This is a genomic window from Manganibacter manganicus (assembly GCF_002075885.1).
GTDB lineage: Bacteria > Pseudomonadota > Alphaproteobacteria > Rhizobiales > Rhizobiaceae > Mesorhizobium > Mesorhizobium manganicum.
The window spans coordinates 38,873-52,991 of the sequence record NZ_MDET01000060.1; the positions used below are offsets into that span (position 1 = coordinate 38,873).

Genomic DNA, 14,119 nt, shown 5'->3' on the forward strand with positions numbered 1-14,119 from the left:
ACCTCACTTCTTCTCCATCACGCATTGCAGCGGATGCTGATTTTGTCGGGCGAAATCCATGACCTGAGACACTTTGGTCTCGGCCACCTCGAAAGTATAGACCCCACACTCGCCCACGCCGTGGTTGTGGACATGAAGCATGATACGTGTGGCGGCTTCGCGATCCTTCTGAAAAAAACGCTCCAGCACATGAACCACGAATTCCATTGGGGTGTAGTCGTCGTTGAGGATCAGAACCCGGTAAAGGCTCGGCTTCTTGGTTTTGGTTTTGGTGCGCGAAATGACTGCAGTTCCGCGCCCGGCACCATTGCCGCCGCTACCTTCCTGCATTCGCGCCACCCTTGCCGTGGCAGTCAAACTGTTCGTCACGTAATCCTGCCTCTGGAACGAATCCCCATGCGCGTTCGACATGTAGGTGTCCTGACAAGGATTTTAAGCCCTTCTGATTAGGTGACAATATGGTGAGCAACCAATCTTCAGCGATTTTCGAAATCATGAGAGCAATCGGGAAAGGGTTTCCACCTCCTAAAGCGGAAAACCCGGCTATCCATGGCCGGGTCCTTTAAGTTGTAGCGGCGCGCGATCAGGAGGGCGCAATCTCCGGAATGATGTTCAGGGGGCGCTCAACTCGCCTTGGCAACAGTCGACTCGAACGGCTTGTAGATATCCGATGCAAGTTCGGCATAAAGCTCACCGAGCTTTGTCGCCTCTGCCACAAACCCCTGATAAGACTGTCTGGCATAGTCTGCCTGAATATCTAAAGCGTTCTCGAACGACTGGGCAGAGAGCAGTTTCTCTACAACCACTGCACCAGCTTCCAGGCTCTTCTTCATATACTCACCTGCTTCGACGGCAATCGTCTGTGCGCCCGTCGACAGCGACGCAAAACTCTTCAGGCCGGTATCGGTGAACTCGCGTCCGTACTTGCCGAAATCATCAAAGCTCTGAGGCATCTCACATTCCTTTCATAAGATCGCTCAGTGATATTTCATTGTGCAATGCAGCAATCTATGTAGCGACGCACAAAAAATCAATGCGTGCCGCATCACCGACGGCCTCCTTCACCCGGTATATTCGTAAAAGGCAGCTCAATTTCCCGAAAAATAATGAACGGGATAGTTACCATAAACGGATTGGTAACGCTGGCTCCGTAACTTCCCCGGAAAGCGAGGCAGGAACCTTTGCCGCCTCCACGCAACTATAATTCAAAGGAAGTAGCAGTGCGTCAGGCGTCGGCTAGAATCATTTCCGAAACCCCATCTCCGTTGAGAACTGCCAAAGCGTTGGTGGCCGCGTTGGTGCTGGTAATAGTCACCTCGACGATGACGCTGGCCGCGCCCCATTCGGCATTGGTCATCGATGCCAACACCGGCAAGACCCTCTATTCTTCAGATGCGAATAGCCGCCGCTACCCCGCCTCCCTGACCAAGATGATGACGCTCTATCTGACGTTCGAAGCTCTCGCAAAGGGCAAGATAAGCAAATCGACGCGAGTTCCCTTTTCTGCCAATGCGGCAGCGGAACCACCGACCAAACTCGGCGTCAAGAAGGGCGATTCCATTACGGTCGAAACTGCAATTCTATCGATGGTCACCAAATCGGCCAATGACGCAGCAACCGCCACAGGCGAGTTTCTCGGTGGCAGCGAGGAGAATTTCGCCCGTATGATGACTTCGAAGGCACGGGCTCTCGGCATGAAGAGCACGGTGTTTCGTAACGCGAACGGGCTGCCGAATACGGGGCAGTTCACCACGGCGCATGACATGGCGATCTTGGGCATCGCGCTCCGTGAACACTTCCCCCAGTACTACCATTATTTCTCCGTGCGTTCATTCATGTATGGCAAGCGCCGCATCAATGGTCATAATCGCTTGCTTGGCCGCATCAAAGGTGTTGACGGCATCAAGACCGGATACACGCGCGCCTCTGGGTTCAACCTGGTGACATCGGTTGCCGACAATGGGCGGCACCTGGTTGCTGTCGTCATGGGCGGCTCCTCTGGCCGTTCGCGCGATAACGAGATGGCGCATCTGATCAAGAAATATCTGCCGAAAGCCTCGCGGCGCGGCGGTGGTGATCTGATCGCCAAAAACGACAACACCTCACCAGTTGCCGCCATCGCCAAGCTCCTACCGAAGCAGGATGCTCCGATCCCCGGTGATCGGCCCGAAACTAGGATAGCCTCGACGACGGATGACGGCCCGACACCACCCGCCGCGATCCCGGTGACCGCAGTAGCGCAAGCCTATGCAGAGCCTGAGCAATCGATTGATCCCGTAAGAACCGCTTCAGTTCCGTCAGGTTGGGTGGTGCAGGTTGCGTCGACCCCGACCCAGGCCGGTGCCCATCATTTCCTCGAGACGACGTCACAGAAAGCCAAGGCGGTTCTCGCCGACGCGTCGGGTTTCACAATGGCTTTCCAGAAAAACGGCACAACCTATTATCGCGCTCGATTTGGCGGTTTCGGCTCCAAGGATGATGCGTGGGATGCGTGCCGCGCATTGAAGAAGAAGAAGATCGCCTGCTACGCGATCCAACAATAGAACTGCTTGGGAAAAACTTCGGAACGTATCGCGTCGAAGGAGAGTCAGTCGTGATTGGAGAGCAGGATGTCCTTGGCTTTGTTGATGCGCGCCGCCAGGAACGACGTCTGCCCGACGTCGGGATGCAGGCGTTGCATCAGGCGGCGGTGCGCCTTGCGGATATCCGCCGCAGCGGCTCCCGTTTCAAGACCAAGGACCTTGTAAGCCTCCTCCTTAGTCATGGGGCTCGGACCTGGCGAAACACGCAACCTCTGGCGACCGTGCGGATCAGCGTTTTTGCGCCAGATGGGAAAACGGCCGTCAAGATACGTCTCCAGTAGCTGTAAGCTCTCGGGATCTGTCGCGACTTCACGGTAAAGCTGCTGCAACTCGCGAAAACTCATTGTGCTCAACATCCGCCCTTCATGGTGACCAGCCAGCACCTGCCCTTCCAATTCGCCGGTATGATAATCAAGCTCCATCTCCAATGCTGCGGTTCGCACCATGGAACGACGGCTTTGGACAAATGCTTGCCTTTTCTGAAACGCAACGAAGCAGGCGAATGCGATTGCAAAAGCCGCCGCCGCCAGTCCGACGCGCCCAAGAACAAGTGCGATTAACCCAATGGCTCCGAGCGTCAAAACCCCGAAGCGTTTCAACCCCGACGCCAAGGATAATGGATCGGCGCGCAGAAAAATGGTTAGCGCTGCGACCGTCAGCAACAGTAAACCTACGACCGGAACCAATACGCTCATTTCGCTTCGCCATCGTGTTTCGTGGCTTCTGTCGGGTCGCGCCTATCTGGCCATCACGCTACAGCGCGCCTGCCCGAATAATGGCTCTCGATATCGAGAATTGGCAAGATTCCGTAACGGCGCTTCTCAGCAAAAGATGCGCGTGACATGTCTCGTCACAAGAGACCGAGGTCGGCTAGTTCCTGTCTAAGCTTCGGGGGGATTTCGCCGACGCGGTGTTTTCCACCTCCTAGATCGGCGGGCGCGTCAGATGTTTTCAGGTACCGCCACCCCTGAAAGGCGCGGCGCGGTTGCCACCTGGTACGGACCACCAATGGGTCAAAGACCAGATGGCAGCGCCCTATACCCTCGGCATCCCTGAACGGCCGGATATCGACAATGCGCTGCCGACATTGCACGCTGCCCTTGATGACCCAGTATAGCGACCCGCTATTGATGATCTCGGCAGCCCGCGTGGGCACCATGCGAGTGGTATGATACTGCTCGACCGGTTCGCCTTTGCGCCGGTGCTCTTCCAGTCGCTCGGCAATCCATTCTTCCAGATCCTCGACGCTGTCAGCGCCGACACAGAGCTTTATGAGGTTAAGAGCCATATCGGAAACGTTAAGCTGATGCGGGCGCGGGTCAACGTGCCTGCTGACTTCTCCACAGGACCAATGGTCACGCCATCAACATTCAACAACATTGACAGCCAATCCGCCAAGGCTGGTTTCCTTGTATCTCTCACTCATGTCGAGGCCGGTTTGCCGCATTGTCTCTATGGCGGCGTCGAGCGGAACGAAATGCTTGCCGTCGCCCTTTATCGCCAGCGAAGCTGCCGTCACCGCCTTGACCGCGCCGAGAGCATTGCGCTCGATACACGGCACCTGCACAAGGCCGCCAATCGGGTCGCACGTCATGCCGAGGTGATGTTCAAGGGCGATTTCCGCGGCATTCTCCACCTGCTCCGCCGAGCCACCCATCACCGCACACAGGCCAGCGGCAGCCATGGCCGATGCCGAACCCACTTCACCTTGGCAACCAACCTCGGCCCCCGAGATCGAAGCATTGGTCTTGATGATACCGCCCACCGCCGCCGCTGTGAGCAGAAAATCGCGGAGACTTTTCTGATCGGCTTCCGGGTGGAAATGCAGCCAGTAGCGCAGCACGGCCGGTAGTGTTCCGGCAGCTCCATTTGTCGGTGCGGTGACGACGCGACCGCCAGCGGCGTTTTCTTCATTGACCGCCATGGCGTAGATCGAAAGCCAGTCGTTCGCGAGTAACGGGTTAGGCCGATTCCGCTGCCATTGTTCCTGCAATCGGTCATGCAACTGTCGCGCTCGTCTGCGCACTTTCAGTCCGCCCGGCATGATCCCATCTTGCGACAACCCACGGTCGATGCAGGATTTCATCGCATCCCAGATGTGGTCAAGTCCTTCGTCAAGCTCGAGGCGAGACATCCGGGTTTCTTCGTTCGCACGCTTCATGTCGGCGATGGAAAGTCCGCTTTCTGCTGCCATCGCCAGCATTTCATGGGCCTTCTTGAACGGATAAGGCACCTTCCTTGTATCCGTGCGGGCAGAACCCGGCGCCTTCATGCGCTGCAGTTCCTCCTCCGAAACGACGAAGCCGCCGCCGATGGAATAATAGACCCGCTTGAGCAGAAGCTGATCGTCGCCATCATAGGCATAGAAGATCATGCCGTTGGCATGCCCCGGCAACGCCGTCTTGCGGTCCATAACCAGATCCATCGAAGGGTCGAAGCGATAAGCAGGGTGGCCAAGGGGCGAGACCTGTTTGCGGGCACGTACCCCTGAAACGATTTCATCAGCCTCATCGGGATCGACCGTCTGCGGATTTTTGCCGGCCAGACCAAGTATGACGGCACGGTCTGTGCCGTGCCCAATACCGGTGTAAGCGAGCGAGCCGTGCAGGCTGGCTGCGAGCCGAGCGACACTTGCCCCGGCGGGTCGTGGCCAATCGTTCCCGGACAATTCCTCCAGGAAACGCCCGGCAGCCGTCATGGGTCCCATCGTGTGTGAACTCGATGGCCCTATGCCGATCTTGAACAGGTCAAAAACCGAAAGAAACACCTTGGGGCTGCTCCCGAGCAATAAGCTGAACCAGATATAAGAATTCTGCGCGGATGTGACGTCAAATTCTGCAACAAAGCGCCGCGCGGCCCGACCTTGCCTGCTCCAGCCGCGACATAAACAAATGGCGACGATCACCTCCGAGGCGCAGGAAATGGCGAATCGATCCGGCCCGTCAGCGAATAGGCCAGAAGCCCGATCCATTCGCGCAAAGCGAGATTCGTAACCTCCAGTGCATCAATCGGATTATCCGTGAAAAAACCGATGCCTTCCCTGCCCGTTGTTCGATAATCGACCGGCCATGGAAGGACGGGAAAACCTGTCTTCTCAAACAGAGCCATCGCGCGCGGCATATGAAAGGCCGACGTAACCAAGAGCCATGTCTCGCCGCGCTGAGGTGAGACCAAGGCCTGGGTAAAAATCGCATTTTCGTACGTGTTGCGCGACTGGTCTTCAAGTATCAACCGTTCAGGCGCCACACCGAGTGCCATAAGCAGACGCGGCGCCGTCGCGGCATCGGCCTCCCCGTCGAGAATCAGGGTGCCAACGCCGCCGGAGATGACTATTTTTGCCGCCGGGAAGCGCCGCGCCAAGATGGCCGTTGCGACGAAGCGGTCGCCGCCGCTGTTCAATTCATAGCCGCCACGGGCAAGATTGATCGCCCCCTCGAAGCCGCCGCCCAACACCACGATGCCGTCGATCTTGTCCGGCAAATTCGGTCGCGGAAACCGTTCTTCCAGAGGATTCAGCATCAATGAACCGAGCGATGTCCAAGCCGATAACGTCAGCACAAGAAGCCCTGCACCACTCAGGCCCAGCGACAGACGCCGGCACCCAAACAGACCGACGATGACAGCTCCCAGAAGCAGCAGAATCGTCAAATCGATCGGTTGCACCAGAAACCAGCCGACCTTCGACAGGACAAAGAACATCAACCCACTACTTGAAAGCGAACCGCGGCACGGCGGCCTGAAGTTGGCCGACTACCACCATTTCGGTGGCTGGAAGGTTCCGGCCGCCTGTTCAATCACATGAGCGGTCTGGAAGAGCGTCTCCTCATCGAACGGCCGGCCAATGAGCTGGAGGCCAAGCGGCAGACCGTTTGCATCAAGCCCGCCTGGAACAGCAATGCCGGGAAGGCCGGCCATGTTGACCGTAACGGTGAAGATGTCGTTGAGGTACATTTTGACCGGATCGGCGTTCATCTCTTCGTCCGCGATGCCAAATGCGGCGGATGGCGTGGCCGGTGTCAGGATGGCATCGACGCCCGCTGCGAAAACGTCTTCGAAATCCTTCTTGATCAGCGTGCGGACCTTCTGCGCCTGGAGATAATAGGCATCGTAATAGCCGGCAGACAGAACATAAGTGCCGATCATGACACGACGCTTGACCTCCCGGCCGAAGCCGGCAGCGCGCGTCTTTTCGTACATATCTACGATGTCCTTGCCCGGCACGCGCAAACCATAGCGCACGCCGTCGTAGCGCGCCAGGTTGGAAGACGCTTCGGCCGGCGCAACGATATAATAGGCTGGCAGTGCGTATTTGGTGTGTGGCAGCGAAATATCGACAATTTCGGCGCCAGCTTCGCGGAGCCAGTCGATGCCCTTGCGCCACAGATCCTCGATCTCCTGCGGCGTGCCATCGACCCGGTATTCACGCGGAATGCCGATCTTCATGCCCTTGAGCGACCGGCCGATAGCAGCTTCATAGTCAGGCACCGGGCGATCGACCGAAGTCGTATCCTTCTTATCCACCGATGCCATCGACTTCAGGAGGATCGCGGCATCGCGCACGTCACGGGCAATGGGACCAGCCTGATCGAGCGACGAAGCGAAAGCGGCAATGCCCCAGCGCGAGCAGCGGCCATAAGTCGGCTTGATGCCGACTGTACCCGTAAATGCCGCCGGTTGGCGGATCGAACCGCCTGTATCGGTTGCAGTGGCACCGGAACATAGGAAGGCAGAAACGGCAGCCGCCGAGCCGCCGGACGAGCCACCGGGCACAAGCTGCCTGTTTGAACTTTCCGCGCGCCACGGGTTGATGACCGGCCCGTAATAAGACGTTTCATTGGATGAGCCCATAGCGAACTCGTCCATATTCAACTTACCCAGCATGACCGCGCCGTCGGCCCACAGATTGGCACTGACGGTCGATTCATAGCGCGGCTTGAAACCGTCGAGCACATGGCTGCACGCCTGCGTGTGCACGCCTTCGGTAGCGAACAGGTCCTTGATCCCCAGCGGAATCCCCTCCAGCGCCCCGCCCTGCCCTTCGGCAAGCCTCGCGTCGGACGCCCTGGCCATGTCACGCGCCTTGTCATGCGTCACAGCGACATAGGCGTTAAGGGCCGGATTGGCAGCATCGATGGCGGCGAGATAGGAGTCGGTCAGTTCGACCGCCGTAATCTCTTTTGCCCGCAGCTTTTCACGCGCCTGCGCAATTGTCAGTCGGGTCAGGTCGGTCATTCGAACAGACTCTTTTTGTAAGATATTGCCACTTTTATCTATTCCACGACCTTTGGCACGAGGAAGAAATTCTCCTCGGTCGCCGGCGCGTTGGCAACGATATCGGACGCCTTGGCGCCGTCCGTTACCACATCCTGACGCTTCTTCATCTCCATCAGCGTCACCGATGTCATCGGCTCGACGTCGGTGACATCCACCTCGCTCAACTGCTCGACAAAGCCTAAAATAGCGTTCAGTTCGCCGGCCATACGCCCTGCCTCTTCCTCGCTTACCGCGATGCGGGCAAGGCGCGCGACGCGCTTGACGGTATGAAGATCAACAGACATGGATCAAGCCTTAGAAAAACCTGCCCGCGCTATAGCCGCGCCGGACGGCGGGCGCAACATGGCCGACCGCTCGATCGTAGGAAGACAACCTAAATTTCGAGGGTTTCACCGATCTTTGGCACCGCCACCTTCACGCCTGAGCCTTCCATCCCAGCGATGAACTTGTCCGCTGACTGGTCGATGATCGGGAATGTACCGAAATGACATGGCACGACCGTCTCGAACTTAAAGAAGCGACGACAAGCGAGAGCAGCCACCGCGCCGCCCATGGTGAAACGGTCACCGATCGGCACAATGCCGATTGCCGGTTCATGCAGTTCGTTAATCAGGGCCATGTCGGAGAAAATGTCGGTATCGCCCATGTGATAGAGCGTCTTTTCATCCGGGAAGTGCAAGACAAGTCCGCCCGGATTGCCAAGATAGGTATTTCCACCATCGCGCCCCTGTGTCGAAGATGAATGCAATGCCTGCACGAATGTCGTGGTGAAACCGCCACAATCGACGGTGCCGCCGATATTGCCGGGGTTGATCTTACCATCGCTGACGCCCTTGCCGACGAGATACATGCAGATTTCAAAATTGGCGACGAGCATCGCGCCGGTTTTTCTCAAGACCTCGAGAGCGCCACTGATATGATCGTCATGCCCGTGGGTGAGCAGCACATGGGTGGTGCCTTCGGCCGGCCCCTCCCATCCTCCGTGCCATGACGGATTTCCGACAAGATAAGGATCAATGAGAATTTTCAGCTTGTCCGTCTCGACGCCGAAAGCGGAATGGCCATACCAGGTCAGTTTCATGGAAGACGTCTCCTCGATTTTTCCTTGCTATGAGGATAGAACGCGGCCAACGCATGTCAAAAGAAAGCCTTGAAAACGCTCATGGGTATCATTGCAGTCGAGAGCCTTCCCGCACTGCTTTCAGACGGCAAGACGCTGGCCGGCCTCGACCTCGGTGACAAGACCATCGGCCTTGCCATCTCGGATCAGCGGCATACTTTTGCGCATCCGCGCCCGGTGATTGTTCGCAAGAAATTTTCACGCGACGCGGCAATGCTCCTTGAACTCCTCACGGTGGAAAACGTCGGCGCCATCGTTATCGGCCTGCCAATCAACATGGACGGCTCGGAAGGCCCGCGCGCACAAAAATCTCGCGCCTTCGTGCGCAATATGGCGCCTTTGACGCCTCTGCCCTTCGTCTTGTGGGACGAGCGCCTATCGACCGTGGCTGCTGAACGAACCCTTATCGAAATGGACGTCTCGCGCGCCAAGCGTGCCGGCAAGATCGATTCGGCGGCTGCCGCCTTCATCCTGCAGGGCGTTCTGGACCGCCTGCGGGGCCTTGGAGCTTCCGTCCGATGAGATCGGTGACAGCCCCCGCTTTCTGCGTAGCCATGCTGCGATTTCACGGCGGCGCCTGAAAGCCCAGATTGCGGCCAGCAGGAAACTGTCAAAAACGCACGCCTTGGCGACCATGCCCGGAATTATCGCCGGGTCCACACCGAGGATCTCGCCATAGAGTTGAAAGACGAGATCGTGGAGTTGCCGGCTCAGCATCACATAGCCGAAATTGATGTCGTTCAGCGACAGGAAGAACCAACTCCAGAACAGAACTAGCGGTGCCAGCCAAAGCCCAAATATATAACGCATCAGCGCTTCCTCGGGGTGAGGAAATGCCGTCCGGCATGCCGCGCGACTATTCGATAGCCGCAAAATAATGTCGAGAGCCGATCTGGCCGCATAGCGTTCCTGCTTTCATGAGGAACATTGGGCACTGCGGCGGCGACTCGCAATGGAAACCCTTCGTTAAGGTTAATAGCGGTCCACTATGAAAAGCAATGCAACGTGGCGGCAGTCAAAGCGACCGCGAACGACGTCTCGACCTACTTTTTACAGACAGAATTCGCGTTCAGGCGGCCACCGGATAGAGCGTATCGAGAATCAGTCCCGCATCGTGGCGCGAATCAAGCATGCCGTAGGTGGTGCGCCACTGTCCGGCCAGGCGCGTTTCCACGAAGGCATCGGCGATGCGCCCTGCCCCAAGCCGTCGCAGTTCGGCGGCGGCGGCGGCAAGCGCCAATTGCTCTGTAAGCAGGCGAGCGGAACCTTCATCCGTCGTCGCCACCTGCATGGCGGCCTTGAGGACGCCAACCGTGCCGCTTCCGCTCGCGCCAAGATCACGGTCAATGCCAGCCAGCACATCTTCGAAAAGGGCCGGCGCGCGCGTCAGCACCCGCAACACATCGAGCGCCATGACATTACCGGACCCCTCCCAAATGGCATTGACCGGCGCCTCGCGATAATAGCGGGCAAGCGGCATTTCCTCGACATAGCCATTGCCGCCAAGGCACTCCATCGCCTCGTAAAGCAACGACGGAGCAATCTTGCAGACCCAATATTTGACAACCGGCGTCATCGCGCGCGCGAACGCCGCTTCACCGCGGTCGCCGGCGGCTTCATCGAATGACCGCGCGAGGCGGAAGGACAGCGCCGTCGAGGCAGCGACATCCAGCGCCATGTCGGCCAGAACGCGCTGCATCAATGGTTGATCGGCAAGATTGGCGCCGAATACCTGTCGATGACGCGTATGATGCACGGCTTCCGCCAACCCTGCCCGCATCAGCGCCGACGACGCGACGGCGCAGTCGAGCCGTGTCAGTGTCACCATATCCATGATGGTGCGGACGCCCGAGCCCGGTTCGCCGACCATCTCACCAACGGCATTAACGAACTCGACTTCGGATGATGCGTTCGAGCGATTTCCAAGCTTGTCCTTCAGGCGCTGAAAGCGAAAACCGTTGCCCGAGCCATCGCCGAGCACGCGCGGCACGAGAAAGCACGACAGGCCCTCCGGCACCTGCGCCAACACGAGAAAAGCATCCGACATCGGCGCCGACATGAACCATTTGTGGCCGATCAACCGGTAGAAACCGGTAGAGCCGGCGCGCTCGGCCTTTGTCGTGTTCGCCCGCACATCGGTCCCACCCTGTTTCTCGGTCATACCCATGCCGAGCGTGAGGCCGGTCTTCTCGACCGGGGGCTTTTGAGATTGGTCGTATTTGCGCGTTGTCACGCGCGGCGCCCATTCGCGGAACAGCTTGGGGCTGGTCATTAACGCGGCAAGCGAAGCGCTGGTCATGGTGATCGGACACAGGTGGCCCGTTTCCAGTTCGGCAGTCAGGTAGAAGCGTGCTGCACGCACCTGATGGCGACGGCCGACCTCGGTCTCTCCATTCTCCCAGATCGAGGAATGCAAGCCATTCGCGACCGAACGGCGCATCAAGGCATGGTAGGCAGGATGAAATTCGACAAGATCGAGCCGGCGCCCCTGCCGATCATGCGTGCGCAATTTCGGCGTCTCGACATTGGCCAGCCGGGCGAGATCCTGGGCTTCCTGCGTCAACACGAAACGGCCAAGCTGATCGAGGTCCTTGCGCACCGGTTCGGAGAATTGCTCGGCAAGCTGGATCAGCAACGGGTCGCCTCGCCAAGCATTTCCCCCGGTCAGCGGCGGCGGCTGATTCGTCACGTCGTCGGTCACGGCTCGTCCTCACAGTCTGCCGGCAACGGTTCCGAATCCGCAGCCAATATTCGCGCGTTTATAGCCAAGGCCGGCTGCCAGTGCGATGAAAATACCGACCACGCAACGCTGGCGCTTGCGGCGGCCTCGTCCCCATTCTATAGCACCGGCTTGAGATGACAGACACTTCGCCCCTGCCGCTTTTCCCTCACCGCCACCTGCTGGGCATACGCGACCTTTCTCCCCACGACATCGAAATTCTCTTGCAACGGGCCGATAAAGCGGTTGCGATCTCGCGCCAGTCTGAAAAAAAGACTTCGGTGCTACGCGGCCGCACCCAGATCAACCTTTTTTACGAGGCATCGACCCGCACCCAATCGTCGTTTGAACTGGCGGGTAAAAGGCTTGGCGCCGATGTCATGAACATGTCGGTGGCCAGTTCCTCGGTGAAGAAGGGCGAAACGTTGATCGACACCGCGATCACGCTGAACGCCATGCGGCCCGACATTCTGGTCATTCGTCACCAGTCGGCCGGCGCTGCGGCACTTCTTGCCCAGAAGGTTGGTTGTTCGGTGGTCAATGCCGGCGATGGTACGCACGAACATCCCACCCAGGCCTTACTCGATGCGCTTACCATTCGCCGCGCCAAGGGAAATGTCTCCAAACTGATTGTGACCATCTGCGGCGATATTCTTCATTCCCGCGTTGCACGCTCCAACATCATTCTTCTCAACGCGCTCGGCGCACAGGTGCGGGTTGTGGCTCCTTCAACCCTGTTGCCTACCGGTATCGAGCAGATGGGCGTCATCGTGCACCGCTCCATGGCCGAGGGATTGAAGGACGCCGATGTCGTCATGATGCTACGTCTTCAACGCGAGCGCATGGCCGGCGCGTTCGTGCCTTCGACACGGGAATATTTCCGCTATTTCGGGCTCGACGCAGAAAAATTGAAAGCTGCAAAACCCGATGCGCTGGTCATGCATCCTGGCCCGATGAACCGAGGCGTGGAAATTGCCTCCGAAATCGCAGACGGGCCGCAAAGCGTTATTCAGGAACAGGTCGAGATGGGTGTTGCCGTGCGCATGGCGGTGATGGAAGCGCTCCTTGATCCGCGCCGTAACCCGGAGGGGCGCGCGGCATGAGCGTTACGGTCTTTCATAACGCCCGCATTGTCGATCCCTCGCGCGGTATCGATGAGATCGGCAGCGTCGTCGTCAACGGCAAAAGGATTGAAGCGGCCGGCTCATCCGCGCTGAACCAAGGCGTGCCTGATGGCGCAACGATTATCGACTGCACAGGCAAGCTTATCGTTCCGGGTTTGGTCGATACGCGAGTTTTCATCGGCGAACCGGGGGGCGAACATCGGGAAACTATCGCATCCGCGAGCATCGCGGCGGCTGCAGGCGGGGTTACCTCCATCGTCATGATGCCGGACACGGAACCGACTATCGACGACATTGCGCTCGTCGAATTCGTCTTGCGCACGGCAAGAGAGACGGCGTGCGTCAACGTTTTTCCCGCAGCCGCCATCACCAAGGGGCTGAGCGGTCGTGAAATGACTGAATTCGGATTGTTGCACGAGGCCGGCGCAGTTGCGTTTACCGATGGGCGGCACACGATAGCCAATTCAATGGTCATGCGTCGTGCGCTGACCTATGCGCGGGATTTCGGTGCAGTCATCGCCCATGAAACGCAGGATGTCGATCTCGCATCGAGCGGCGTGATAAACGAAGGGCTCTATGCCAGTTGGCTGGGCCTGCCTGGCATTCCGCGCGAGGCGGAATTGATTCCATTGGAGCGCGACCTCGCTTTGGCGCGATTGACCGGCGGCGCCTATCATGCGGCGAAAATTTCCACTGCGATGGCCACAGATGCCGTAAAGCGGGCAAAGAACGACAACGCGAACATCACTGCAGGTCTGGCGATCCACAATCTGGCCCTGAATGAGAACGACGTTGGCGAATATCGCACGTTTTTCCGTCTGGCACCGCCATTGCGCGCAGAAGAAGACCGCACGGCCATGATCGAAGCCCTGAAGGACGGCACGGTCGATATCGTGGTTTCGTCCCATGATCCGCAGGACGTCGATACCAAACGTCTTCCCTTTGCCGATGCGGCAGCCGGCGCCATCGGACTGGAGACGCTGCTGTCGGCAGCCTTGCGGCTTTACCACAATGGCGATGTTCCGCTGCTTCGGTTGATCGATGCGCTATCCACCGCGCCGGCGCGTATATTCGGCCTGCCAGGCGGCACGTTGCGGCCGGGAGCCGTTGCCGATCTCGTGCTTGTCGATCTCGATATGCCGTGGATCGTCAGCGAAGCCGAAATCCGGTCTCGTTCCAAAAACACCTGTTTTGAGGGTGCTCGCTTGCAGGGCCGGATCTTGCAAACCATGGTCGCGGGCCGCACAGTGTTTTCCGATTAGAGCGCAGAGAATGCGCCGTTAGCCGGGGGAACTCGAGG

At 58.4% G+C, this 14,119-nt stretch carries 14 protein-coding genes and 1 pseudogene; 4 read left to right on the forward strand and 11 right to left on the reverse strand.

What is annotated here, in order from left to right; translation table 11 throughout:
* Positions 1-3: 3 nt before the first annotated feature.
* Both clpS and BFN67_RS23160 read right to left on the reverse strand, forming a co-directional pair.
* Positions 4-330 (reverse strand): ATP-dependent Clp protease adapter ClpS, encoded by a 327-nt coding sequence (gene clpS, locus BFN67_RS23155; RefSeq protein WP_192856912.1) that lies wholly within the window; start codon positions 328-330, stop codon positions 4-6.
* Positions 331-623: 293 nt separating this feature from the next.
* Complete coding sequence (locus BFN67_RS23160; RefSeq protein ID WP_080921823.1) at positions 624-953, reverse strand: phasin family protein; 330 nt, start codon at positions 951-953, stop codon at positions 624-626.
* 267 nt (positions 954-1,220) lie between these two features.
* On the opposite strand from BFN67_RS23160, the gene BFN67_RS23165 reads away from it, so the two are divergent.
* Entirely contained in the window at positions 1,221-2,543 is a 1,323-nt protein-coding gene (locus BFN67_RS23165) for a D-alanyl-D-alanine carboxypeptidase (RefSeq protein ID WP_080921824.1), read from the forward strand.
* 44 nt (positions 2,544-2,587) lie between these two features.
* On the opposite strand, the gene BFN67_RS23170 is transcribed toward BFN67_RS23165, so the two are convergent.
* The 7 genes from BFN67_RS23170 to BFN67_RS23200 all read right to left on the reverse strand — a co-directional run bounded on the left by BFN67_RS23170 (position 2,588) and on the right by BFN67_RS23200 (position 8,937).
* Positions 2,588-3,277 carry a DnaJ domain-containing protein gene (locus BFN67_RS23170; protein ID WP_080921825.1) on the reverse strand — a complete coding sequence of 230 codons (690 nt, stop codon included), beginning with the start codon at positions 3,275-3,277 and terminating at the stop codon, positions 2,588-2,590.
* A 155-nt stretch (positions 3,278-3,432) separates the two neighbouring features.
* The gene (locus BFN67_RS23175; protein WP_080921826.1) at positions 3,433-3,870 is read right to left on the reverse strand and encodes a DUF1489 family protein; all 438 of its coding nucleotides are present in this window, start codon (positions 3,868-3,870) and stop codon (positions 3,433-3,435) included.
* A gap of 75 nt (positions 3,871-3,945) precedes the next feature.
* Positions 3,946-5,349 (reverse strand): L-serine ammonia-lyase, encoded by a 1,404-nt coding sequence (locus tag BFN67_RS23180; RefSeq protein WP_080921934.1) that lies wholly within the window; start codon positions 5,347-5,349, stop codon positions 3,946-3,948.
* Positions 5,350-5,483: 134 nt separating this feature from the next.
* Positions 5,484-6,281 carry a YdcF family protein gene (locus BFN67_RS23185; protein ID WP_080921827.1) on the reverse strand — a complete coding sequence of 266 codons (798 nt, stop codon included), beginning with the start codon at positions 6,279-6,281 and terminating at the stop codon, positions 5,484-5,486.
* A gap of 51 nt (positions 6,282-6,332) precedes the next feature.
* Positions 6,333-7,814, reverse strand: a complete 1,482-nt coding sequence (gatA, locus tag BFN67_RS23190) for an Asp-tRNA(Asn)/Glu-tRNA(Gln) amidotransferase subunit GatA (RefSeq protein ID WP_080921828.1) — start codon at positions 7,812-7,814, stop codon at positions 6,333-6,335.
* A gap of 38 nt (positions 7,815-7,852) precedes the next feature.
* Complete coding sequence (gene gatC, locus BFN67_RS23195; RefSeq protein ID WP_080921829.1) at positions 7,853-8,140, reverse strand: Asp-tRNA(Asn)/Glu-tRNA(Gln) amidotransferase subunit GatC; 288 nt, start codon at positions 8,138-8,140, stop codon at positions 7,853-7,855.
* Positions 8,141-8,229: 89 nt separating this feature from the next.
* Positions 8,230-8,937 (reverse strand): metal-dependent hydrolase, encoded by a 708-nt coding sequence (locus tag BFN67_RS23200; RefSeq protein ID WP_080921830.1) that lies wholly within the window; start codon positions 8,935-8,937, stop codon positions 8,230-8,232.
* An 81-nt stretch (positions 8,938-9,018) separates the two neighbouring features.
* Between BFN67_RS23200 and ruvX the strand changes: the two genes are divergently transcribed.
* Entirely contained in the window at positions 9,019-9,498 is a 480-nt protein-coding gene (gene ruvX / locus BFN67_RS23205) for a Holliday junction resolvase RuvX (RefSeq protein WP_080921831.1), read from the forward strand.
* Here ruvX and BFN67_RS25020 read toward each other — a convergent pair.
* Both BFN67_RS25020 and BFN67_RS23215 read right to left on the reverse strand, forming a co-directional pair.
* Positions 9,496-9,786 (reverse strand): annotated as a pseudogene (locus tag BFN67_RS25020) (DUF6105 family protein); the annotation flags it as partial. The gene ruvX and the pseudogene BFN67_RS25020 overlap by 3 nt on opposite strands.
* 259 nt (positions 9,787-10,045) lie before the next feature.
* A complete protein-coding gene (locus BFN67_RS23215; protein WP_080921832.1) occupies positions 10,046-11,677 on the reverse strand; it encodes a DNA alkylation response protein in 1,632 nt (543 codons plus the stop codon).
* Between the two features lie 155 nt (positions 11,678-11,832).
* Here BFN67_RS23215 and BFN67_RS23220 point away from each other — a divergent pair, with 155 nt between their 5' ends.
* Entirely contained in the window at positions 11,833-12,798 is a 966-nt protein-coding gene (locus tag BFN67_RS23220; RefSeq protein WP_080921833.1) for an aspartate carbamoyltransferase catalytic subunit, read from the forward strand.
* Positions 12,795-14,081 carry a dihydroorotase gene (locus BFN67_RS23225; protein ID WP_080921834.1) on the forward strand — a complete coding sequence of 429 codons (1,287 nt, stop codon included), beginning with the start codon at positions 12,795-12,797 and terminating at the stop codon, positions 14,079-14,081. Before BFN67_RS23220 ends, BFN67_RS23225 begins: the two co-directional genes overlap by 4 nt.
* Positions 14,082-14,119 lie beyond the last annotated feature (38 nt).